38 protein-coding genes are annotated in these 20,925 nt (G+C 50.5%); 34 read left to right on the forward strand and 4 right to left on the reverse strand.

Annotated features, from left to right (window positions below; all coding sequences use genetic code 11):
- From tuf to bfr, 3 genes are all read left to right on the forward strand, one after another.
- On the forward strand, nucleotides 1–1,017 hold a 1,017-nt coding region (gene tuf, locus OGX84_RS02815; protein WP_286457359.1), incomplete at its 5' end, for an elongation factor Tu.
- Between the two features lie 197 nt (nucleotides 1,018–1,214).
- Entirely contained in the window at nucleotides 1,215–1,409 is a 195-nt protein-coding gene (gene bfd / locus OGX84_RS02820) for a bacterioferritin-associated ferredoxin (protein ID WP_012135433.1), read from the forward strand.
- A 71-nt stretch (nucleotides 1,410–1,480) separates the two neighbouring features.
- The gene (bfr, locus tag OGX84_RS02825; RefSeq protein ID WP_012135432.1) at nucleotides 1,481–1,957 is read left to right on the forward strand and encodes a bacterioferritin; all 477 of its coding nucleotides are present in this window, start codon (nucleotides 1,481–1,483) and stop codon (nucleotides 1,955–1,957) included.
- Here bfr and OGX84_RS02830 read toward each other — a convergent pair.
- Nucleotides 1,954–2,421, reverse strand: coding sequence for a prepilin peptidase (locus tag OGX84_RS02830; RefSeq protein WP_286457364.1), 468 nt, complete (start codon nucleotides 2,419–2,421; stop codon nucleotides 1,954–1,956). The two genes, bfr and OGX84_RS02830, sit on opposite strands and share 4 nt — an antisense overlap.
- 379 nt (nucleotides 2,422–2,800) lie before the next feature.
- Here OGX84_RS02830 and rpsJ point away from each other — a divergent pair, with 379 nt between their 5' ends.
- From rpsJ to arfA, 31 genes are all read left to right on the forward strand, one after another.
- Nucleotides 2,801–3,112 carry a 30S ribosomal protein S10 gene (gene rpsJ / locus OGX84_RS02835; RefSeq protein ID WP_001181005.1) on the forward strand — a complete coding sequence of 104 codons (312 nt, stop codon included), beginning with the start codon at nucleotides 2,801–2,803 and terminating at the stop codon, nucleotides 3,110–3,112.
- 32 nt (nucleotides 3,113–3,144) lie between these two features.
- Nucleotides 3,145–3,774: a 50S ribosomal protein L3 gene (gene rplC, locus OGX84_RS02840; RefSeq protein WP_000579837.1), complete on the forward strand. Its 630-nt coding sequence runs from the start codon at nucleotides 3,145–3,147 to the stop codon at nucleotides 3,772–3,774.
- Nucleotides 3,775–3,784: 10 nt separating this feature from the next.
- Nucleotides 3,785–4,390 (forward strand): 50S ribosomal protein L4, encoded by a 606-nt coding sequence (gene rplD / locus OGX84_RS02845; protein WP_000424395.1) that lies wholly within the window; start codon nucleotides 3,785–3,787, stop codon nucleotides 4,388–4,390.
- Nucleotides 4,387–4,689, forward strand: a complete 303-nt coding sequence (rplW, locus tag OGX84_RS02850) for a 50S ribosomal protein L23 (RefSeq protein ID WP_000617546.1) — start codon at nucleotides 4,387–4,389, stop codon at nucleotides 4,687–4,689. Before rplD ends, rplW begins: the two co-directional genes overlap by 4 nt.
- A 17-nt stretch (nucleotides 4,690–4,706) precedes the next feature.
- Nucleotides 4,707–5,528: a 50S ribosomal protein L2 gene (gene rplB / locus OGX84_RS02855; protein ID WP_000301864.1), complete on the forward strand. Its 822-nt coding sequence runs from the start codon at nucleotides 4,707–4,709 to the stop codon at nucleotides 5,526–5,528.
- Nucleotides 5,529–5,544: 16 nt separating this feature from the next.
- Nucleotides 5,545–5,823, forward strand: a complete 279-nt coding sequence (gene rpsS, locus OGX84_RS02860) for a 30S ribosomal protein S19 (RefSeq protein ID WP_001138117.1) — start codon at nucleotides 5,545–5,547, stop codon at nucleotides 5,821–5,823.
- Nucleotides 5,824–5,837: 14 nt separating this feature from the next.
- Nucleotides 5,838–6,170: a 50S ribosomal protein L22 gene (gene rplV, locus OGX84_RS02865; protein ID WP_000447529.1), complete on the forward strand. Its 333-nt coding sequence runs from the start codon at nucleotides 5,838–5,840 to the stop codon at nucleotides 6,168–6,170.
- 17 nt (nucleotides 6,171–6,187) lie between these two features.
- Nucleotides 6,188–6,889, forward strand: a complete 702-nt coding sequence (gene rpsC / locus OGX84_RS02870; RefSeq protein WP_000529945.1) for a 30S ribosomal protein S3 — start codon at nucleotides 6,188–6,190, stop codon at nucleotides 6,887–6,889.
- Nucleotides 6,890–6,901: 12 nt separating this feature from the next.
- Nucleotides 6,902–7,312, forward strand: a complete 411-nt coding sequence (gene rplP / locus OGX84_RS02875; RefSeq protein WP_000941212.1) for a 50S ribosomal protein L16 — start codon at nucleotides 6,902–6,904, stop codon at nucleotides 7,310–7,312.
- The gene (rpmC, locus tag OGX84_RS02880; RefSeq protein WP_000644742.1) at nucleotides 7,312–7,503 is read left to right on the forward strand and encodes a 50S ribosomal protein L29; all 192 of its coding nucleotides are present in this window, start codon (nucleotides 7,312–7,314) and stop codon (nucleotides 7,501–7,503) included. The genes rplP and rpmC overlap by 1 nt, the downstream gene beginning before the upstream one ends.
- Complete coding sequence (gene rpsQ, locus OGX84_RS02885; protein WP_003031120.1) at nucleotides 7,503–7,757, forward strand: 30S ribosomal protein S17; 255 nt, start codon at nucleotides 7,503–7,505, stop codon at nucleotides 7,755–7,757. Before rpmC ends, rpsQ begins: the two co-directional genes overlap by 1 nt.
- A 163-nt stretch (nucleotides 7,758–7,920) precedes the next feature.
- Nucleotides 7,921–8,292, forward strand: coding sequence for a 50S ribosomal protein L14 (gene rplN, locus OGX84_RS02890; protein WP_002919748.1), 372 nt, complete (start codon nucleotides 7,921–7,923; stop codon nucleotides 8,290–8,292).
- A gap of 10 nt (nucleotides 8,293–8,302) precedes the next feature.
- Nucleotides 8,303–8,617 (forward strand): 50S ribosomal protein L24, encoded by a 315-nt coding sequence (gene rplX / locus OGX84_RS02895; protein ID WP_012135426.1) that lies wholly within the window; start codon nucleotides 8,303–8,305, stop codon nucleotides 8,615–8,617.
- 14 nt (nucleotides 8,618–8,631) lie between these two features.
- Nucleotides 8,632–9,171, forward strand: a complete 540-nt coding sequence (gene rplE / locus OGX84_RS02900) for a 50S ribosomal protein L5 (RefSeq protein ID WP_007702494.1) — start codon at nucleotides 8,632–8,634, stop codon at nucleotides 9,169–9,171.
- Nucleotides 9,172–9,185: 14 nt separating this feature from the next.
- Nucleotides 9,186–9,491 carry a 30S ribosomal protein S14 gene (gene rpsN / locus OGX84_RS02905; protein WP_012135425.1) on the forward strand — a complete coding sequence of 102 codons (306 nt, stop codon included), beginning with the start codon at nucleotides 9,186–9,188 and terminating at the stop codon, nucleotides 9,489–9,491.
- Between the two features lie 33 nt (nucleotides 9,492–9,524).
- A complete protein-coding gene (gene rpsH, locus OGX84_RS02910) occupies nucleotides 9,525–9,917 on the forward strand; it encodes a 30S ribosomal protein S8 (RefSeq protein WP_000062611.1) in 393 nt (130 codons plus the stop codon).
- A gap of 12 nt (nucleotides 9,918–9,929) precedes the next feature.
- The gene (gene rplF, locus OGX84_RS02915) at nucleotides 9,930–10,463 is read left to right on the forward strand and encodes a 50S ribosomal protein L6 (RefSeq protein ID WP_012135817.1); all 534 of its coding nucleotides are present in this window, start codon (nucleotides 9,930–9,932) and stop codon (nucleotides 10,461–10,463) included.
- Nucleotides 10,464–10,472: 9 nt separating this feature from the next.
- On the forward strand, nucleotides 10,473–10,826 hold the full coding sequence (gene rplR, locus OGX84_RS02920; RefSeq protein WP_000358960.1) for a 50S ribosomal protein L18: 354 nt from the start codon (nucleotides 10,473–10,475) through the stop codon (nucleotides 10,824–10,826).
- Nucleotides 10,827–10,840: 14 nt separating this feature from the next.
- Nucleotides 10,841–11,344 (forward strand): 30S ribosomal protein S5, encoded by a 504-nt coding sequence (gene rpsE, locus OGX84_RS02925; RefSeq protein WP_000940121.1) that lies wholly within the window; start codon nucleotides 10,841–10,843, stop codon nucleotides 11,342–11,344.
- A 3-nt stretch (nucleotides 11,345–11,347) separates the two neighbouring features.
- A complete protein-coding gene (gene rpmD / locus OGX84_RS02930; RefSeq protein ID WP_001140434.1) occupies nucleotides 11,348–11,527 on the forward strand; it encodes a 50S ribosomal protein L30 in 180 nt (59 codons plus the stop codon).
- A gap of 3 nt (nucleotides 11,528–11,530) precedes the next feature.
- A complete protein-coding gene (gene rplO / locus OGX84_RS02935) occupies nucleotides 11,531–11,965 on the forward strand; it encodes a 50S ribosomal protein L15 (RefSeq protein WP_001238917.1) in 435 nt (144 codons plus the stop codon).
- A gap of 7 nt (nucleotides 11,966–11,972) precedes the next feature.
- Nucleotides 11,973–13,304: a preprotein translocase subunit SecY gene (gene secY, locus OGX84_RS02940; protein ID WP_001118864.1), complete on the forward strand. Its 1,332-nt coding sequence runs from the start codon at nucleotides 11,973–11,975 to the stop codon at nucleotides 13,302–13,304.
- A gap of 31 nt (nucleotides 13,305–13,335) precedes the next feature.
- On the forward strand, nucleotides 13,336–13,452 hold the full coding sequence (rpmJ, locus tag OGX84_RS02945; RefSeq protein WP_000868187.1) for a 50S ribosomal protein L36: 117 nt from the start codon (nucleotides 13,336–13,338) through the stop codon (nucleotides 13,450–13,452).
- A 146-nt stretch (nucleotides 13,453–13,598) separates the two neighbouring features.
- On the forward strand, nucleotides 13,599–13,955 hold the full coding sequence (gene rpsM / locus OGX84_RS02950; RefSeq protein WP_000090780.1) for a 30S ribosomal protein S13: 357 nt from the start codon (nucleotides 13,599–13,601) through the stop codon (nucleotides 13,953–13,955).
- Between the two features lie 16 nt (nucleotides 13,956–13,971).
- Nucleotides 13,972–14,361: a 30S ribosomal protein S11 gene (gene rpsK, locus OGX84_RS02955; protein WP_001029684.1), complete on the forward strand. Its 390-nt coding sequence runs from the start codon at nucleotides 13,972–13,974 to the stop codon at nucleotides 14,359–14,361.
- Nucleotides 14,362–14,394: 33 nt separating this feature from the next.
- Nucleotides 14,395–15,015, forward strand: a complete 621-nt coding sequence (gene rpsD / locus OGX84_RS02960) for a 30S ribosomal protein S4 (protein WP_000135224.1) — start codon at nucleotides 14,395–14,397, stop codon at nucleotides 15,013–15,015.
- A 25-nt stretch (nucleotides 15,016–15,040) separates the two neighbouring features.
- A complete protein-coding gene (locus OGX84_RS02965; RefSeq protein ID WP_001162094.1) occupies nucleotides 15,041–16,030 on the forward strand; it encodes a DNA-directed RNA polymerase subunit alpha in 990 nt (329 codons plus the stop codon).
- Between the two features lie 40 nt (nucleotides 16,031–16,070).
- Nucleotides 16,071–16,457, forward strand: a complete 387-nt coding sequence (rplQ, locus tag OGX84_RS02970; protein WP_001216372.1) for a 50S ribosomal protein L17 — start codon at nucleotides 16,071–16,073, stop codon at nucleotides 16,455–16,457.
- A gap of 108 nt (nucleotides 16,458–16,565) precedes the next feature.
- Nucleotides 16,566–16,934, forward strand: coding sequence for a DnaJ family domain-containing protein (locus OGX84_RS02975; protein WP_112001465.1), 369 nt, complete (start codon nucleotides 16,566–16,568; stop codon nucleotides 16,932–16,934).
- Between the two features lie 10 nt (nucleotides 16,935–16,944).
- The gene (zntR, locus tag OGX84_RS02980; protein WP_112001466.1) at nucleotides 16,945–17,370 is read left to right on the forward strand and encodes a Zn(2+)-responsive transcriptional regulator; all 426 of its coding nucleotides are present in this window, start codon (nucleotides 16,945–16,947) and stop codon (nucleotides 17,368–17,370) included.
- A gap of 57 nt (nucleotides 17,371–17,427) precedes the next feature.
- A complete protein-coding gene (gene arfA / locus OGX84_RS02985) occupies nucleotides 17,428–17,646 on the forward strand; it encodes an alternative ribosome-rescue factor ArfA (protein WP_012135422.1) in 219 nt (72 codons plus the stop codon).
- On the opposite strand, the gene mscL is transcribed toward arfA, so the two are convergent.
- The 3 genes from mscL to rsmB all read right to left on the reverse strand — a co-directional run bounded on the left by mscL (nucleotide 17,643) and on the right by rsmB (nucleotide 20,879).
- Nucleotides 17,643–18,053, reverse strand: a complete 411-nt coding sequence (gene mscL, locus OGX84_RS02990) for a large-conductance mechanosensitive channel protein MscL (RefSeq protein WP_012135421.1) — start codon at nucleotides 18,051–18,053, stop codon at nucleotides 17,643–17,645. The genes arfA and mscL overlap by 4 nt on opposite strands.
- A 141-nt stretch (nucleotides 18,054–18,194) precedes the next feature.
- The gene (gene trkA, locus OGX84_RS02995; RefSeq protein WP_012135420.1) at nucleotides 18,195–19,571 is read right to left on the reverse strand and encodes a Trk system potassium transporter TrkA; all 1,377 of its coding nucleotides are present in this window, start codon (nucleotides 19,569–19,571) and stop codon (nucleotides 18,195–18,197) included.
- Between the two features lie 21 nt (nucleotides 19,572–19,592).
- The gene (gene rsmB / locus OGX84_RS03000) at nucleotides 19,593–20,879 is read right to left on the reverse strand and encodes a 16S rRNA (cytosine(967)-C(5))-methyltransferase RsmB (RefSeq protein WP_112001693.1); all 1,287 of its coding nucleotides are present in this window, start codon (nucleotides 20,877–20,879) and stop codon (nucleotides 19,593–19,595) included.
- Between the last annotated feature and the right edge of the window lie 46 nt (nucleotides 20,880–20,925).

Here is a 20,925-nt window from a genome sequence, read left to right on the forward strand (position 1 = left end):
AAAGCTCGTGGTATCACCATCAACACTTCTCACGTTGAATACGACACCCCGACTCGCCACTACGCGCACGTAGACTGCCCGGGCCACGCCGACTATGTTAAAAACATGATCACCGGTGCTGCGCAGATGGACGGCGCGATCCTGGTTGTTGCTGCGACTGACGGCCCGATGCCGCAGACCCGTGAGCACATCCTGCTGGGTCGTCAGGTAGGTGTTCCGTACATCATCGTGTTCCTGAACAAATGCGACATGGTTGATGACGAAGAGCTGCTGGAACTGGTTGAGATGGAAGTGCGTGAACTGCTGTCTCAGTACGATTTCCCGGGCGACGACACGCCGATCGTTCGTGGTTCTGCTCTGAAAGCGCTGGAAGGCGAAGCTGAGTGGGAAGCGAAAATCATCGAACTGGCTGGCTACCTGGATTCCTACATCCCGGAACCAGAGCGTGCGATTGACAAGCCGTTCCTGCTGCCGATCGAAGACGTATTCTCCATCTCCGGTCGTGGTACCGTTGTTACCGGTCGTGTAGAGCGCGGTATCATCAAAGTGGGCGAAGAAGTTGAAATCGTTGGTATCAAAGAGACTGCGAAGTCTACCTGTACTGGCGTTGAAATGTTCCGCAAACTGCTGGACGAAGGCCGTGCTGGTGAGAACGTAGGTGTTCTGCTGCGTGGTATCAAACGTGAAGAAATCGAACGTGGTCAGGTACTGGCTAAGCCGGGTTCCATCAAGCCGCACACCAAGTTCGAATCTGAAGTTTATATCCTGTCCAAAGACGAAGGCGGCCGTCATACTCCGTTCTTCAAAGGCTACCGTCCGCAGTTCTACTTCCGTACAACTGACGTGACTGGCACCATCGAACTGCCGGAAGGCGTAGAGATGGTAATGCCGGGCGACAACATCAAAATGGTTGTTACCCTGATCCACCCGATCGCGATGGACGACGGTCTGCGTTTCGCAATCCGTGAAGGCGGCCGTACCGTTGGCGCGGGCGTTGTTGCTAAAGTAATGAGCTAATTATTTAATAATTAGTTCTGCACTTAAAAAGGGCGCTTCGGCGCCCTTTTTGCTGTCTGTCATATCTACCTGCTATATAAAGAGTGTCATATTTAGTCGCATTTTTTATTCCTCTCCCTGCACACAAACGTATTTGTGCTATTGTAATCATAACTATTCTCATTTACACTTTGCGCAGAAATTGAACGGGAGCGATCATGTACGTTTGTTTGTGTAATGGTGTAAGTGATAAAAAAATTCGTCAGGCTGTTCGTCAGTTTCACCCTCAATCTTTCCAACAATTACGTAAGTTTATTCCTGTTGGAAATCAATGCGGTAAGTGCGTCCGTGCGGCGCGTGAAGTGATGCAGGATGAGTTAATGCAAATGCCGGAGTTTAAAGAAATCGCCTGAGTCACATTCTTTTTTTTGACATCCTTGTAGCCCCATCTACGCTCTAAGAGTGGAAGCGGAGGGACTATAAAATGAAAGGTGATGTTAAAATCATAAATTATCTCAATAAACTATTGGGAAATGAGCTTGTCGCAATCAATCAGTACTTTCTCCATGCCCGTATGTTTAAAAACTGGGGGCTCACTCGTCTGAATGATGTCGAATACCATGAATCCATCGATGAAATGAAACACGCTGATAAATATATCGAGCGTATTTTATTTCTTGAAGGTATCCCAAACTTGCAGGATCTTGGCAAGCTGGGCATTGGTGAAGATGTCGAAGAGATGTTGCAGTCAGATCTCCGTCTGGAACTGGAAGGAGCGAAGGATCTACGTGAAGCCATAGCCTACGCCGACAGCGTTCATGATTACGTTAGCCGGGACATGATGATTGAGATCCTGACAGATGAAGAAGGGCATATCGACTGGCTTGAGACGGAGCTGGATCTGATTGCAAAAATTGGTCTACAGAATTACCTGCAATCGCAGATTAAAGTGGACGATTAACTCCCCGACAGCAGTGTTTTCCAGCCAATGATAAAACCCGCAGCCGCCAGAAATGGCCCGAACGGCAGCGGGTTTTTTAATGCCCCTTTCCCGTTTATTACGTATATCGCCATCACGTTAATGCTGGCAATAAGCGCGGCCAGAAAGACCAGCAGGGGTAATGACTCCCAACGATGCCAGGCGCCAAGCGCGGCAAGAAATTTGATATCGCCGTACCCGAGCCCTTCTTTGCGATACAGCAGTCGATATCCCCAATAGAGAAGGGCGAACCCGCCGTAACCCGCAATGGCGCCCCAAAGCGCATCTGGCAAATGGTCAGGTAAACAGCACAGGTAATAAAGCAGGCCGCTCCAGAGCAGGGGACAGGTAAACCGATCGGGCAAGAGTCCTGTTCGCGCGTCATATATCCCGGATAGCGCAGATAATAAGAGGTAGATAATCAGGAAGGGGAGGTCGGGTTGCATCATGTCATCCTCATTAAACGTTGCGCTCACCATCCGTGAAACTCATTTTCCACGCAACGGAGGAATGATGACGTTGCGCAGTGTATTCCGAAGAAAATGCGCAAAACAAAAACGGCACAACGCGTGTGCGAAGTTGCTCGCATTACAGACGAAATGATTAATATCTACGCGGCACTTGCGTCAGGCTGAGATTTGCGTATAATGCGCGGGCTTGTCTTAGTTGACGGCAGGTTCGATCTGAACCTTAGGTAGCCGATTTGGTTATCTAACAATGCTCCCAATCGGGGAGCTACGTAAGAACGGTTACACTCTCCCATCAATCGTAATGGGCACGAGGAGTAATCATTTTCGTTTATAAAATAATTGGAGCTCTGGTCTCATGCAGAACCAAAGAATCCGTATCCGCCTGAAAGCGTTTGATCATCGTCTGATCGATCAATCAACCGCGGAAATCGTCGAGACTGCTAAGCGCACTGGTGCGCAAGTCCGTGGTCCGATCCCGCTGCCGACCCGCAAAGAGCGCTTTACCGTTCTGATCTCCCCGCACGTTAACAAAGACGCGCGCGATCAGTACGAAATTCGCACTCACAAGCGTCTGGTTGACATCGTTGAGCCAACCGAGAAAACCGTTGATGCTCTGATGCGTCTGGACCTGGCTGCCGGTGTAGACGTGCAGATCAGCCTGGGTTAATCAGGTCATCGAGCGATTGAGAGGTTGAAACAATGATTGGTTTAGTCGGTAAAAAAGTGGGTATGACCCGCATCTTCACTGAAGATGGCGTCTCTATCCCAGTAACCGTAATCGAAGTTGAAGCAAACCGCGTTACTCAGGTTAAAGATCTGGCTAACGATGGCTACCGCGCTGTTCAGGTTACCACTGGTGCTAAAAAAGCTAACCGTGTAACCAAGCCGGAAGCTGGCCACTTTGCTAAAGCTGGCGTAGAAGCTGGCCGCGGCCTGTGGGAGTTCCGTCTGGCAGAGGGTGAAGAATACACCGTTGGTCAGAGCATTAGCGTTGAACTGTTTGCTGACGTTAAAAAAGTTGACGTAACTGGCACCTCTAAAGGTAAAGGTTTCGCAGGTACCGTTAAGCGCTGGAACTTCCGTACCCAGGACGCTACTCACGGTAACTCCTTGTCTCACCGCGTTCCGGGTTCTATCGGTCAGAACCAGACTCCGGGCAAAGTGTTCAAAGGCAAGAAAATGGCAGGTCAGCTGGGTAACGAACGTGTAACCGTTCAGAGCCTGGACGTAGTACGTGTTGACGCTGAGCGCAACCTGCTGCTGGTTAAAGGTGGTGTTCCGGGTGCAACCGGTTGCGACCTGATCGTTAAACCAGCTGTGAAGGCGTAAGGGGATAGCAATGGAATTAGTATTGAAAGACGCGCAGAGCGCGCTGACTGTTTCCGAAACTACCTTCGGTCGTGATTTCAACGAAGCGCTGGTTCACCAGGTTGTTGTTGCTTATGCAGCTGGTGCTCGTCAGGGCACTCGTGCTCAGAAGACTCGTGCTGAAGTAACTGGTTCCGGTAAAAAACCGTGGCGCCAGAAAGGTACCGGCCGTGCGCGTTCTGGTTCTATCAAGAGCCCGATCTGGCGTTCTGGTGGCGTGACCTTCGCTGCACGTCCGCAGGACCACAGTCAAAAAGTTAACAAGAAGATGTACCGCGGCGCGCTGAAAAGCATTCTGTCCGAACTGGTACGTCAGGATCGTCTGATCGTTGTCGAGAAGTTCTCTGTAGAAGCGCCTAAAACTAAGCTGCTGGCTCAGAAACTGAAAGACATGGCTCTGGAAGATGTGCTGATCATCACCGGTGAGCTGGACGAGAACCTGTTCCTGGCTGCGCGCAACCTGCACAAGGTTGACGTACGCGATGCAACTGGTATCGACCCGGTTAGCCTGATCGCCTTCGACAAAGTCGTAATGACTGCTGATGCTGTTAAGCAAGTTGAGGAGATGCTGGCATGATTCGTGAAGAACGTCTGCTGAAGGTGCTGCGCGCACCGCACGTTTCTGAAAAAGCGTCTACTGCGATGGAAAAAACCAACACCATCGTTCTCAAAGTTGCTAAAGACGCGACCAAAGCAGAAATCAAAGCTGCTGTGCAGAAACTGTTTGAAGTCGAAGTCGAAGTCGTTAACACCCTGGTTGTTAAAGGGAAAGTTAAACGTCACGGACAGCGTATCGGTCGTCGTAGCGACTGGAAAAAAGCTTACGTCACCCTGAAAGAAGGCCAGAATCTGGACTTCGTTGGCGGCGCTGAGTAAGTCGGAGGAGTAATACAATGGCAGTTGTTAAATGTAAACCGACATCTCCGGGTCGTCGCCACGTAGTTAAAGTGGTTAACCCTGAGCTGCACAAGGGCAAACCTTTTGCTCCGTTGCTGGAAAAAAACAGCAAATCCGGTGGTCGTAACAACAATGGCCGTATCACCACTCGTCATATCGGTGGTGGCCACAAGCAGGCATACCGTATTGTTGACTTCAAACGCAACAAAGATGGTATCCCGGCAGTTGTTGAACGTCTTGAGTACGATCCGAACCGTTCCGCGAACATCGCGCTGGTTCTGTACAAAGACGGTGAGCGCCGTTACATCCTGGCCCCTAAAGGCCTGAAAGCTGGCGACCAGATTCAATCTGGCGTTGATGCTGCAATCAAACCAGGCAACACCCTGCCGATGCGCAACATCCCGGTTGGTTCTACTGTTCATAACGTAGAAATGAAACCAGGTAAAGGCGGTCAGCTGGCACGTTCCGCTGGTACTTACGTTCAGATCGTTGCGCGCGATGGTGCTTATGTCACCCTGCGTCTGCGTTCTGGTGAAATGCGTAAAGTCGAAGCAGACTGCCGTGCAACTCTGGGCGAAGTTGGCAATGCTGAGCATATGCTGCGCGTTCTGGGTAAAGCAGGTGCTGCACGCTGGCGTGGTGTTCGTCCGACCGTTCGCGGTACCGCGATGAACCCAGTAGACCACCCACATGGTGGTGGTGAAGGTCGTAACTTTGGTAAGCACCCGGTAACTCCGTGGGGCGTTCAGACCAAAGGTAAGAAGACCCGCAGCAACAAGCGTACTGATAAATTCATCGTACGTCGCCGTAGCAAATAATTTTAGAGGATAAGCCATGCCACGTTCTCTCAAGAAAGGTCCTTTTATTGACCTGCACTTGCTGAAGAAGGTAGAGAAAGCGGTGGAAAGCGGAGACAAGAAGCCCCTGCGCACTTGGTCCCGTCGTTCAACGATCTTTCCTAACATGATCGGTTTGACCATCGCTGTCCATAATGGTCGTCAGCACGTTCCGGTATTTGTAACCGATGAAATGGTCGGTCACAAACTGGGTGAATTCGCACCGACTCGTACTTATCGCGGCCACGCTGCTGATAAAAAAGCGAAGAAGAAATAAGGTAGGAGGAAGAGATGGAAACTATCGCTAAACATCGCCATGCTCGTTCTTCTGCTCAGAAGGTTCGCCTTGTTGCTGACCTGATTCGCGGTAAGAAAGTGTCGCAGGCTCTGGATATTTTGACCTACACCAACAAGAAAGCGGCTGTACTGGTCAAGAAAGTCCTGGAATCTGCCATTGCTAACGCTGAACACAACGATGGCGCTGACATTGACGATCTGAAAGTTACGAAAATTTTCGTAGACGAAGGCCCGAGCATGAAGCGCATTATGCCGCGTGCAAAAGGTCGTGCAGATCGCATCCTGAAGCGCACCAGCCACATTACTGTGGTTGTGTCCGATCGCTGAGACTCTGGAGACTAGCAATGGGTCAGAAAGTACATCCTAATGGTATTCGCCTGGGTATTGTAAAACCATGGAACTCTACCTGGTTTGCGAACACCAAAGAATTCGCTGACAACCTGGACAGCGATTTTAAAGTACGTCAGTACCTGACGAAGGAACTGGCTAAAGCGTCTGTATCTCGTATCGTTATCGAGCGTCCGGCTAAGAGCATCCGTGTGACTATTCACACTGCTCGTCCGGGTATCGTTATCGGTAAGAAAGGCGAAGACGTAGAAAAACTGCGTAAGGTCGTAGCGGATATCGCTGGCGTTCCTGCACAGATCAATATCGCCGAAGTTCGTAAGCCTGAACTGGACGCAAAATTGGTTGCTGACAGCATCACTTCTCAGCTGGAACGTCGCGTTATGTTCCGTCGTGCTATGAAGCGTGCTGTACAGAACGCAATGCGTCTGGGCGCTAAAGGTATTAAAGTTGAAGTTAGCGGCCGTCTGGGCGGCGCGGAAATCGCTCGTACCGAATGGTACCGTGAAGGTCGCGTACCGCTGCACACTCTGCGTGCTGACATCGACTACAACACCTCTGAAGCGCACACCACTTACGGTGTAATCGGCGTTAAAGTGTGGATCTTCAAAGGCGAGATCCTGGGTGGTATGGCTGCTGTTGAACAACCGGAAAAACCGGCTGCTCAACCGAAAAAGCAGCAGCGTAAAGGCCGTAAATAAGGAGCGTCGCTGATGTTACAACCAAAGCGTACAAAATTCCGTAAAATGCACAAAGGCCGTAACCGCGGTCTGGCGCAGGGTACGGATGTTAGCTTCGGCAGCTTCGGTCTGAAAGCTGTTGGCCGTGGTCGTCTGACTGCCCGTCAGATCGAAGCAGCACGTCGTGCTATGACCCGTGCAGTTAAGCGTCAAGGTAAGATCTGGATCCGTGTATTCCCGGACAAACCGATCACTGAAAAGCCGCTGGCAGTGCGTATGGGTAAAGGTAAAGGTAACGTGGAGTATTGGGTTGCCTTGATTCAGCCGGGTAAAGTCCTGTATGAAATGGACGGCGTACCGGAAGAGCTGGCCCGTGAAGCATTCAAGCTGGCAGCAGCGAAACTGCCGATTAAAACCACCTTTGTAACTAAGACGGTGATGTAATGAAAGCAAAAGAGCTGCGTGAGAAGAGTGTTGAAGAGCTGAACACCGAGCTGCTGAACCTGCTGCGTGAGCAGTTCAACCTGCGTATGCAGGCTGCAAGTGGCCAGCTGCAACAGTCTCACCTGTTGAAGCAAGTGCGTCGTGATGTCGCACGCGTTAAGACTTTACTGACTGAGAAGGCGGGTGCGTAATGACCGATAAAATCCGTACTCTGCAAGGTCGCGTTGTTAGCGACAAAATGGAGAAATCCATTGTTGTTGCTATCGAACGTTTTGTGAAACACCCGATCTACGGTAAATTCATCAAGCGTACGACCAAACTGCACGTACATGACGAGAACAACGAATGTGGTACCGGTGACGTGGTTGAAATCCGCGAATGCCGCCCACTGTCCAAGACGAAGTCCTGGACGCTGGTTCGCGTTGTAGAGAAAGCGGTTCTGTAATACAGTACCCATTCTCAACGAATAAACGGCTCAGCGATGGGCCGTTTATTTTTTCTACCCATATCGTTGAAGCGGTGTTATAATGCCGCGCCCCCGATATGGGGCTTTTTTAACGACCTGATTTTCGGGTCTCAGTAGTAGTTGACATTAGCGGAGCACTAAAATGATCCAAGAACAGACTATGCTGAACGTCGCCGACAACTCCGGTGCACGTCGCGTAATGTGTATCAAGGTTCTGGGTGGCTCGCACCGTCGCTACGCAGGCGTAGGCGACATCATCAAGATCACCATCAAAGAAGCAATTCCGCGTGGTAAGGTCAAAAAAGGTGATGTGCTGAAGGCGGTAGTGGTGCGCACCAAGAAGGGTGTTCGTCGCCCGGACGGTTCTGTCATTCGCTTCGATGGTAATGCATGCGTTATTCTGAACAATAACAGCGAGCAGCCTATCGGTACGCGTATTTTTGGGCCGGTAACTCGTGAGCTTCGTACCGAGAAGTTCATGAAAATTATCTCTCTGGCACCAGAAGTACTCTAAGGAGCGAATCATGGCAGCGAAAATCCGTCGTGATGACGAAGTTATCGTGTTAACCGGTAAAGATAAAGGTAAACGCGGTAAAGTTAAGAATGTCCTGTCTTCCGGCAAGGTCATTGTTGAAGGTATCAACCTGGTTAAGAAACACCAGAAGCCGGTTCCGGCTCTGAACCAACCGGGTGGCATCGTTGAAAAAGAAGCCGCTATTCAGGTTTCCAACATTGCAATCTTCAATGCGGCAACCGGTAAGGCTGACCGTGTAGGCTTTAGATTCGAAGACGGCAAAAAAGTCCGTTTCTTCAAATCTAACAGCGAAACTATCAAGTAATTTGGAGTAGTACGATGGCGAAACTGCATGATTACTACAAAGACGAAGTAGTTAATAAACTCATGACTGAGTTTAACTACAATTCTGTCATGCAAGTCCCTCGGGTCGAGAAGATCACCCTGAACATGGGTGTTGGTGAAGCGATCGCTGACAAGAAACTGCTGGATAACGCAGCAGCTGACCTGGCAGCAATCTCCGGTCAAAAACCGTTGATCACCAAAGCACGCAAATCTGTTGCAGGCTTCAAAATCCGTCAGGGCTATCCGATCGGCTGTAAAGTAACTCTGCGTGGCGAACGCATGTGGGAGTTCTTTGAGCGCCTGATCACTATTGCTGTACCGCGTATCCGTGACTTCCGTGGCCTGTCCGCTAAGTCTTTCGACGGTCGTGGTAACTACAGCATGGGTGTCCGTGAGCAGATCATCTTCCCAGAAATCGACTACGATAAAGTCGACCGCGTTCGTGGTTTGGATATTACCATTACCACTACTGCGAAATCTGACGAAGAAGGCCGTGCTCTGCTGGCTGCCTTTGACTTCCCGTTCCGCAAGTAAGGTAGGGTTACTGAATGGCTAAGCAATCAATGAAAGCACGCGAAGTAAAACGCGTAGCTTTAGCTGATAAATACTTCGCGAAACGCGCTGAACTGAAAGCGATCATCTCTGATGTGAACGCTTCCGACGAAGATCGTTGGAACGCTGTTCTTAAGCTGCAGACTCTGCCGCGTGATTCCAGCCCGTCTCGTCAGCGTAACCGCTGCCGTCAAACAGGTCGTCCACATGGTTATGTGGGCAAGTTCGGGTTGAGCCGTATCAAGTTACGTGAAGCCGCTATGCGCGGTGAAGTACCAGGCTTGAAAAAGGCTAGCTGGTAATTGTCACCAATTGAATCACGGGAGTAAAGACAGATGAGCATGCAAGATCCGATCGCGGATATGCTGACCCGTATCCGTAACGGTCAGGCCGCGAACAAAGCTGCGGTCACCATGCCTTCCTCCAAGCTGAAAGTGGCAATTGCCAACGTGCTGAAGGAAGAAGGTTTTATCGAAGATTTTAAAGTTGAAGGCGACACCAAGCCGGAACTGGAACTGACTCTTAAGTATTTCCAGGGTAAAGCTGTTGTAGAAAGCATTCAGCGTGTCAGCCGCCCAGGTCTGCGCATCTACAAACGTAAAGATGAGCTGCCGAAAGTTATGGCGGGTCTGGGTATCGCAGTTGTTTCTACCTCTAAAGGTGTTATGACTGATCGTGCAGCGCGCCAGGCTGGTCTTGGTGGCGAAATTATCTGCTACGTAGCCTAATCGGAGGAAAAAATGTCTCGTGTTGCTAAAGCACCGGTCGTTGTTCCTGCCGGCGTTGATGTAAAAATCAACGGTCAGGTTATTACGATCAAAGGTAAAAACGGCGAGCTGACTCGTACTCTCAACGATGCTGTTGAAGTTAAACATGCAGATAATGCACTGACCTTCGGTCCGCGTGATGGTTACGTAGACGGTTGGGCTCAGGCTGGTACCGCGCGTGCCCTGCTGAACTCAATGGTTATCGGTGTTACCGAAGGCTTCACTAAGAAGCTGCAGCTGGTTGGTGTAGGTTATCGTGCAGCGGTTAAAGGGAATGTAGTAAACCTGTCCTTAGGTTTCTCTCACCCGGTTGACCACCAGCTGCCAGCAGGTATTACTGCAGAATGTCCGACTCAGACTGAAATCGTGCTGAAAGGCGCTGATAAGCAGGTGATCGGTCAGGTTGCAGCAGATCTGCGCGCCTACCGTCGTCCTGAGCCTTACAAAGGCAAGGGTGTTCGTTACGCCGACGAAGTCGTGCGTACCAAAGAGGCTAAGAAGAAGTAAGGTAACACTATGGATAAGAAATCTGCTCGTATCCGTCGTGCGACCCGCGCACGCCGCAAGCTCCAGGAGCTGGGCGCAACTCGCCTGGTGGTACATCGTACCCCGCGTCACATTTACGCACAGGTAATTGCACCGAACGGTTCTGAAGTTCTGGTAGCTGCTTCTACTGTAGAAAAAGCTATCGCTGAACAACTGAAGTACACCGGTAACAAAGACGCGGCTGCAGCTGTGGGTAAAGCTGTCGCTGAACGCGCTCTGGAAAAAGGCATCAAAGATGTGTCCTTTGACCGTTCCGGGTTCCAATATCATGGTCGTGTCCAGGCACTGGCAGATGCTGCCCGTGAAGCTGGCCTTCAGTTCTAAGGTAGAGGTGTAAGATGGCTCACATCGAAAAACAAGCTGGCGAACTGCAGGAAAAGCTGATCGCGGTAAACCGCGTATCTAAAACCGTTAAAGGTGGTCGTATTTTCTCCTTCACAGCTCTGACTGTAGTTGGCGATGGTAACGGTCGCGTTGGTTTTGGTTACGGTAAAGCGCGTGAAGTTCCAGCAGCGATCCAGAAAGCGATGGAAAAAGCCCGTCGCAATATGATTAACGTCGCGCTGAACAACGGCACCCTGCAACACCCGGTTAAAGGTGTTCACACGGGTTCTCGTGTATTCATGCAGCCAGCTTCCGAAGGTACCGGTATCATCGCCGGTGGTGCAATGCGCGCCGTTCTGGAAGTTGCTGGGGTTCATAACGTTCTGGCTAAAGCATATGGTTCCACCAACCCGATCAACGTGGTTCGTGCAACTATTGATGGCCTGGAAAATATGAATTCTCCAGAAATGGTCGCTGCCAAGCGTGGTAAATCCGTTGAAGAAATTCTGGGGAAATAAACCATGGCAAAGACTATTAAAATTACTCAAACCCGCAGTGCAATCGGTCGTCTGCCGAAACACAAGGCAACGCTGCTTGGCCTGGGTCTGCGTCGTATTGGTCACACCGTAGAGCGCGAGGATACTCCTGCTGTTCGTGGTATGGTCAACGCGGTTTCCTTCATGGTTAAAGTTGAGGAGTAAGAGATGCGTTTAAATACTCTGTCTCCGGCCGAAGGCTCCAAAAAGGCGGGTAAACGCCTGGGTCGTGGTATCGGTTCTGGCCTCGGTAAAACCGGTGGTCGTGGTCACAAAGGTCAGAAGTCTCGTTCTGGCGGTGGCGTACGTCGCGGTTTCGAAGGTGGTCAGATGCCTCTGTACCGTCGTCTGCCGAAATTCGGCTTCACTTCTCGCAAAGCAGCGATTACAGCCGAAGTTCGTCTGTCTGACCTGGCTAAAGTAGAAGGCGGCGTAGTAGACCTGAACACGCTGAAAGCGGCTAACATTATCGGTATCCAGATCGAGTTCGCGAAAGTGATCCTGGCTGGTGAAGTCACTACTCCGGTAACTGTTCGTGGCCTGCGTGTTACTAAAGGCGCTCGTGCTGCTATCGAAGCTGCTGGCGGTAAAATCGAGGAATAAGTAGCAGATGGCTAAACAACCGGGATTAGATTTTCAAAGCGCCAAAGGTGGCTTAGGCGAGCTGAAACGCAGACTGCTGTTTGTTATCGGCGCGCTGATTGTGTTCCGTATTGGCTCTTTTATTCCGATCCCTGGTATTGATGCCGCTGTACTTGCCAAACTGCTTGAGCAACAGCGAGGCACCATCATTGAAATGTTTAACATGTTCTCTGGTGGTGCACTCAGCCGTGCTTCTATCTTTGCTCTGGGTATCATGCCGTATATTTCGGCGTCGATTATTATCCAGCTGTTGACGGTGGTTCACCCAACGCTGGCAGAAATTAAGAAAGAAGGGGAGTCTGGTCGTCGTAAGATCAGCCAGTACACCCGCTACGGTACTCTGGTGCTGGCGATATTCCAGTCGATCGGTATTGCTACCGGTCTGCCGAATATGCCTGGTATGCAAGGCCTGGTAATGAATCCGGGCTTTGCATTCTATTTCACCGCTGTTGTAAGTCTGGTTACAGGAACCATGTTCCTGATGTGGTTGGGCGAACAGATTACTGAACGTGGTATCGGCAACGGTATCTCAATCATTATCTTCGCCGGTATTGTCGCGGGACTCCCGCCAGCCATTGCCCATACTATCGAGCAAGCGCGTCAAGGCGACCTGCACTTCCTCGTGTTGCTGTTGGTTGCAGTATTAGTATTTGCAGTGACGTTCTTTGTTGTATTTGTTGAGCGTGGTCAACGCCGCATTGTGGTAAACTACGCAAAACGTCAGCAGGGTCGTCGTGTCTATGCTGCACAGAGCACACATTTACCGCTGAAAGTGAATATGGCGGGGGTAATCCCGGCAATTTTCGCTTCCAGTATTATTCTGTTCCCGGCAACCATCGCGTCATGGTTCGGGGGCGGTACTGGTTGGAACTGGCTGACAACAATTTCGCTGTATTTGCAGCCTGGGCAACCGCTTTATGTGTTACTCTATGCGTCTGCAATCATCTTCTTCTGTTTCTTCTACACGGCGTTGGTTTTCAACCCGCGTGAAACAGCAGATAACCTGAAGAAGTCCGGTGCATTTGTACCAGGAATTCGTCCGGGAGAGCAAACGGCGAAGTATATCGATAAAGTAATGACCCGCCTGACTTTGGTTGGTGCGCTTTACATTACCTTTATCTGCCTGATCCCGGAGTTCATGCGTGATGCAATGAAAGTACCGTTCTACTTTGGTGGGACCTCACTGCTTATCGTTGTCGTCGTGATTATGGACTTTATGGCTCAAGTGCAAACTCTGATGATGTCCAGTCAGTATGAGTCTGCATTGAAGAAGGCGAACCTGAAAGGCTACGGCCGTTAATTGGTCGCCCGAGAAGTTACGGAGAGTAAAAATGAAAGTTCGTGCTTCCGTCAAGAAATTATGCCGTAACTGCAAAATCGTTAAGCGTGATGGCGTCATCCGCGTGATTTGCAGTGCCGAGCCGAAGCATAAACAGCGCCAAGGCTGATTTATTCGCATATTTTTCTTGCAAAGTTGGGTTGAGCTGGCTAGATTAGCCAGCCAATCTTTTGTATGTCTGTACGTTTCCATTTGAGTATCCTGAAAACGGGCTTTTCAGCATGGTGCGTACATATTAAATAGTAGGAGTGCATAGTGGCCCGTATAGCAGGCATTAACATTCCTGATCAGAAACATGCTGTGATCGCGTTAACTTCGATCTACGGCGTCGGTAAGACCCGTTCTAAAGCCATTCTGGCTGCAGCGGGTATCGCTGAAAATGTTAAGATCAGTGAGCTGTCTGAAGAACAAATCGACACGCTGCGTGACGAAGTTGCCAAATTTGTCGTTGAAGGTGATCTGCGCCGTGAAATCAGCATGAGCATCAAGCGCCTGATGGATCTTGGTTGCTATCGCGGTTTGCGTCATCGTCGTGGTCTCCCGGTTCGCGGTCAGCGTACCAAGACCAACGCACGTACCCGTAAGGGTCCGCGCAAACCGATCAAGAAATAATCGGGGTGATTGAATAATGGCAAAGGCACCAATTCGTGCACGTAAACGTGTAAGAAAACAAGTCTCTGACGGCGTGGCTCATATCCATGCTTCTTTCAACAACACCATCGTGACTATCACTGATCGTCAGGGTAACGCGCTGGGTTGGGCAACAGCCGGTGGTTCCGGTTTCCGTGGTTCTCGCAAATCCACTCCGTTTGCAGCTCAGGTTGCAGCAGAGCGTTGCGCTGACGCCGTAAAAGAATACGGTATCAAGAATCTGGAAGTTATGGTTAAAGGTCCGGGTCCAGGTCGCGAATCTACCATTCGTGCACTGAACGCCGCTGGTTTCCGCATCACTAATATTACTGATGTGACTCCGATCCCTCATAACGGTTGTCGTCCGCCGAAAAAACGTCGCGTATAACGCTTCGTTTTCCAGGTTTGTTGGAGAAAGAAAATGGCAAGATATTTGGGTCCTAAGCTCAAGCTGAGCCGTCGTGAGGGCACCGACTTATTCCTTAAGTCTGGCGTTCGCGCGATCGATACCAAGTGTAAAATTGAACAAGCTCCTGGCCAGCACGGTGCGCGTAAACCGCGTCTGTCTGACTATGGTGTGCAGTTGCGTGAAAAGCAAAAAGTTCGCCGTATCTATGGTGTGCTGGAGCGTCAGTTCCGTAACTACTACAAAGAAGCAGCGCGTCTGAAAGGCAACACCGGTGAAAACCTGTTGGCTCTGCTGGAAGGTCGTCTGGACAACGTTGTATACCGTATGGGCTTCGGCGCCACTCGTGCAGAAGCACGCCAGCTGGTTAGCCATAAAGCAATTATGGTAAACGGTCGTGTTGTTAACATCGCTTCTTATCAGGTTAGTCCGAATGACGTTGTTAGCATTCGTGAGAAAGCGAAGAAGCAGTCTCGCGTGAAAGCCGCTCTGGAGCTGGCTGAGCAGCGTGAAAAGCCAACCTGGCTGGAAGTTGATGCTGGCAAGATGGAAGGTACGTTTAAGCGTAAGCCTGAGCGTTCTGATCTGTCTGCGGACATTAACGAACACCTGATCGTCGAGCTTTACTCCAAGTAAAGCTTAGTACCAAAGAGAGGACACAATGCAGGGTTCTGTGACAGAGTTTCTAAAACCGCGCCTGGTAGATATCGAGCAAGTGAGTTCGACGCACGCCAAGGTGACCCTTGAGCCTTTAGAGCGTGGCTTTGGCCATACTCTGGGTAACGCACTGCGCCGTATTCTGCTCTCATCGATGCCGGGTTGCGCGGTGACCGAGGTTGAGATTGATGGTGTACTACATGAGTACAGCACCAAAGAAGGCGTTCAGGAAGACATCCTGGAAATCCTGCTCAACCTGAAAGGGCTGGCGGTGAGAGTTCAGGGTAAAGATGAAGTTATTCTTACCTTGAATAAATCTGGCATTGGCCCTGTGACTGCAGCCGACATTACCCATGACGGGGATGTCGAAATCGTCAAGCCGCAGCACGTGATCTGCCACCTGACCGATGAGAACGCGTCTATTAGCATGCGTATCAAAGTTCAGCGCGGTCGTGGTTATGTGCCGGCTTCTACCCGAATTCATTCGGAAGAAGATGAGCGCCCAATCGGCCGTCTGCTGGTCGACGCATGCTACAGCCCTGTAGAGCGTATTGCCTACAATGTTGAAGCAGCGCGTGTAGAACAGCGTACCGACCTGGACAAGCTGGTCATCGAAATGGAAACCAACGGCACAATCGATCCTGAAGAGGCGATTCGTCGTGCGGCAACCATTCTGGCTGAACAACTGGAAGCTTTCGTTGACTTACGTGATGTACGTCAGCCGGAAGTGAAAGAAGAGAAACCAGAATTCGATCCGATCCTGCTGCGCCCTGTTGACGATCTGGAATTGACTGTCCGCTCTGCTAACTGCCTTAAAGCAGAAGCTATCCACTATATCGGTGATCTGGTACAGCGTACCGAGGTTGAGCTTCTTAAGACGCCTAACCTGGGTAAAAAATCTCTTACTGAGATTAAAGACGTGCTGGCTTCCCGTGGACTGTCTCTGGGCATGCGCCTGGAAAACTGGCCACCGGCAAGCATCGCTGACGAGTAACCGGATCACAGGTTAAGGTTTTACTGAGAAGGATAAGGTCATGCGCCATCGTAAGAGTGGTCGTCAACTGAACCGCAACAGCAGCCATCGCCAGGCTATGTTCCGCAACATGGCAGGTTCACTGGTTCGTCATGAGATCATCAAGACGACCCTGCCTAAAGCGAAAGAGCTGCGTCGCGTAGTTGAGCCGCTGATTACTCTTGCCAAGACTGATAGCGTAGCTAATCGTCGTCTGGCATTCGCCCGTACTCGTGATAACGAGATCGTGGCAAAACTGTTTAACGAACTGGGCCCGCGTTTCGCGAGCCGCGCCGGTGGTTACACTCGCATTCTGAAGTGTGGCTTCCGTGCAGGCGACAACGCGCCGATGGCATACATCGAGCTGGTTGATCGTTCTGAGTCGAAAGCAGAAGCTGCTGCAGAGTAATCTGTAGTAACGTAAAAAAACCCGCTCCGGCGGGTTTTTTTATATCCGCCGTATCCCCACTTATCTACAATATCTGTACTCTTTTTGTTCATCCCCTGGAGTTTTTGTATGTGGTTACTGGACCAGTGGGCAGAGCGCCATATTACCGATGCACAGACTAAAGGTGAGTTTGATAATCTGCCCGGCAGCGGTGAGCCGCTGACCCTGGATGATGACTCACATGTGCCGCCTGAATTACGGACTGGCTACCGTTTACTCAAAAATGCCGGTTGCCTTCCCCCGGAGCTTGAACAGCGTAAAGAAGCCGTTCAGCTATTGGATCTACTTAAAGGTATTCGTCAGGACGATCCACGGTATCAGGAAGTGAGCCGCCGTTTATCGCTCCTTGAACTAAAACTACGACAGGCGGGGCTGAGTACCGGGTTTTTACGCGGTGAATATGCAGATAAATTGCTGCATAAGATTAATGATGACTAACGGAGCTTATATGTATCGTATTGGTGAACTGGCAAAGCTGGCAGAAGTGACGCCCGATACCATCCGCTACTATGAAAAGCAGCAGATGATGGAGCATGAAGTGCGTACGGAGGGTGGTTTTCGACTCTACACGGAAAACGATCTTCAGCGCCTTAAGTTTATCCGCTATGCCCGGCAGTTGGGCTTTACGCTTGAGTCGATCCGGGAACTGTTGTCGATCCGTGTCGATCCCGAACACCATACCTGCCAGGAGTCGAAAGGAATCGTGCAGGAAAGGCTGAAAGAGGTCGAATCACGAATTGCGGAATTACAGAGCATGCAGCGTTCATTGCAGAGGCTGAACGATGCCTGCTGTGGAACGGCACACAGCAGCGTCTATTGTTCAATTCTGGAAGCACTGGAACAAGGCGCCAGCGGAGTAAAGCAGGACTGTTGATTTATTGACCTGATGAGCCTACACTCGCGCCGTTAAACCATACAAACTGGAGTTATTATGAGTCGTTATCAGCATACGAAAGGGCAGATAAAAGACAACGCCATTGAGGCATTACTGCACGATCCGCTTTTCAGACAACGTGTTGAAAAAAATAAGAAAGGGAAAGGAAGTTATCTGCGTAAAGGCAAACATGGCAATCGGGGTAACTGGGAGGCCAGTGGCAAGAAAGTGAATCACTTTTTTACCACTGGCTTTCTGCTTATTAAGGCTTGTTAAGAACGGTTGTTTTGTTCTTTCAGAAGATCGCGGATCTCAGAAAGCAATACTTCTTCCGTTGTCGGCGCTGGCGCTTCCGTCGGTTCTTCTTTCTTACGATTCAGTTTGTTGATCAGTTTGATAGCCATGAAGATGGCAAACGCCACAATAACAAAATCAAAGACGTTCTGAATAAACACACCGTAATGCATCACGACTGCCGGGATATCTCCCTGCGCTTCGCGTAGCGTAAAGGCAAACTGTTTAAAATCGATCCCGCCAATTAACAAACCCAGAGGCGGCATAATGATATCAGCAACCAGAGAAGAAACGATCTTCCCGAATGCCGCACCAATAATCACACCTACTGCCAAATCAACAACATTCCCGCGCATCGCGAATTCGCGAAACTCTTTAATAAAGCTCATTTTATTCTCCCTATGCAACTGACGTTTATAAGTTTAACAAATGTTAAGGCATTTTCCATTTATGGATTGTTTAAAGGAGCATTTATTAGGCCCTGATAAAACAGGGGAATTAAAGAGGGCGCTGCATTAGCGCCCAAATAATTACAGGAAGAAAGGACTTGGCTGGAATAAGCGTTCGACGTCGGTAATAAACTTTTTATCCGTCAGGAACATAATCACATGATCGCCTTGTTCAATGCGCAAATTGTCATTGGCAATCATTACATCGTTACCGCGAACCACTGCGCCAATTATTGTTCCCGGTGGAAGTTTAATTTCATCAATGGCACGGCCTACGACGCGAGATGTACTTTCATCACCGTGGGCGACGGCTTCAATTGCTTCTGCTACACCACGACGTAGCGATGACACTCCCACAATATCGGCTTTACGCACATGGCTGAGTAACGCGGAAATCGTGGCCTGCTGTGGTGAAATGGCAATATCAATGACGCTCCCCTGGACGAGATCCACATAGGCGCGACGTTGAATGAGCACCATTACTTTCTTCGCACCCATCCGTTTGGCCAGCATTGCCGACATAATGTTGGCTTCATCATCGTTGGTGACTGCAATAAACAGATCAACCTGATCAATATGCTCTTCAGCCAGCAGTTCCTGATCCGACGCATCGCCAAAAAAGACGATCGTATTTTGCAGTTTTTCGGCAAGTTCGGAGGCCCGCTGTTGATCGCGCTCGATCAGTTTGACGCTGTAATCTTTTTCCAGACGACGCGCGAGACCGGCACCGATATTTCCCCCGCCGACTAACATAATACGCTTATAGGGTTTCTCCAGACGTTGCAGTTCGCTCATTACCGCGCGGATATGCTGCGATGCGGCAATAAAAAAGACTTCATCGCCTGCTTCTACAATAGTCGAACCCTGGGGACGAATGGGGCGGTCATGACGGAATATCGCGGCGACGCGGGTATCAATATGCGGCATATGCTCACGCATCGTGGATAACGCGTTCCCGATCAGTGGCCCGCCATAATAGGCTTTCACTACCGCAAGACTGACTTTACCTTCGGCGAAATTAACGACCTGCAATGCGCCAGGATATTCGATCAGGCGATAAATGTTATCGATGACCAGTTGCTCTGGCGCAATAAGATGGTCGATGGGGACGGCTTCAGAGTGGAAGAGTTTATCCGCATCGCGGACATAATCTGGCGAGCGGATACGGGCGATACGATTTGGCGTATTGAAGAGTGAATAGGCCACCTGGCAGGCGACCATATTCGTTTCATCGGAACTGGTCACGGCGACCAGCATATCCGCATCGTCTGCACCCGCTTCACGCAGCACGCGAGGGTGAGAGCCATGCCCTTGCACGACGCGGAGATCGAACTTGTCCTGTAAACTACGCAAGCGTTCGCCATTGATATCGACCACCGTGATGTCGTTGTTCTCTCCGACCAGGTTTTCAGCCAGCGTGCCGCCGACTTGCCCTGCGCCCAGAATGATAATTTTCATCAGTCGCGACCCGTTATCTCATCACTTTTTGATTAGCTTAGCGTAAAAGAAGCCGTCACCTTCTTCCGCACCAGGCAGATTTTGCACGCCCGGTTGAGCGGGGGTTCCGGTGCCGATCAGGGTGGCGTCCGGGGTGCGCTGTAAAAAGGCCTGAATCTGTTGGCTATTCTCTTCCGGCAGGACAGAACAGGTCGCGTAGACCAGTGTTCCGCCTGACTTTAAATGTGGCCATATGGCATCCAGAATTTCCGACTGTAATTTTGCCAGTTCAGCAATATCACGATCGCGGCGTAGCCATTTGATATCCGGGTGACGACGAATGACGCCGGTGGCTGAACAAGGCGCATCCAGCAGAATACGGTCAAATTTCTGCTCGCCACACCATTGCGCGGGATATCGACCATCACCCTGTTTGACGGTTGCCTTCATCCCCAGACGTTTAAGGTTATCGTAAACGCGTGAAAGACGCTGTTCGTCGACATCGACAGCCAACACCTGCGCTTCAGGCGCGGCTTCGAGTATATGCGTTGTTTTACCCCCCGGTGCGGCGCACAAATCCAGGATTTGCTCGCCGTTTTGTGGGGCGAGGAAGCTAACACAGCCTTGCGCGGAAGCATCCTGAACCGTTACCCAACCCTCTTCAAAACCGGGTAAGGCATGAACCGGAGCCGGAGACTCAAGACGTAGGGCGTCAGGATAGGCCGAATGGGGAAAACCATTCATTCCTGCGTCCTGTAATAACGTGAGCCAGCTGTCGCGTGAATGATGTGTACGGTTCACGCGTAACCACATTGGAGGACGTTGGTTGTTGGCTTCGACAATCGCTTCCCATTGGGTGGGATAGGATTTTTGCAGGCGCTTTAGCAGCCAGGACGGATGCAGAAAACGCGCCTCGCTGGTCGCAAACTCAGCCAGCAACGCCTCCTGCTGACGCTGAAACTGACGCAAAACGCCATTGATCAGCCCTTTAAGCTGTGGGCGCTTAATAGCAACAGCACCTTCAACCGTTTCCGCGAGGGCTGCATGTGGTGGAATTCGTGTGTGCAATAGCTGGTAAAACCCTACCATGATCAGGTAATGCACGGTGCGTTGCTTACCGGTCATCGGGCGAGACATTAATTTATTAATCAGCCACTCCAGCTGCGAAAGGGTGCGCAACACGCCAAAGCACAGCTCCTGAAGCAGCGCTTTGTCTTTATCGGAGACTTTTTGCTGTAGTGGTGGCAGGACATTACTTAAGGATTGCCCTTGCTCAACGACCTGCTCAACGGCCTGTGCCGCCAGACTGCGTAAATTTTGTTTTTTCATAACCGCAAAAATAAAAATGCCCGGTAACACCGGGCGTAGTAAGACG

Source organism: Citrobacter sp. CK202 (assembly GCF_030333225.1).
Lineage (GTDB): Bacteria > Pseudomonadota > Gammaproteobacteria > Enterobacterales > Enterobacteriaceae > Citrobacter_B > Citrobacter_B koseri.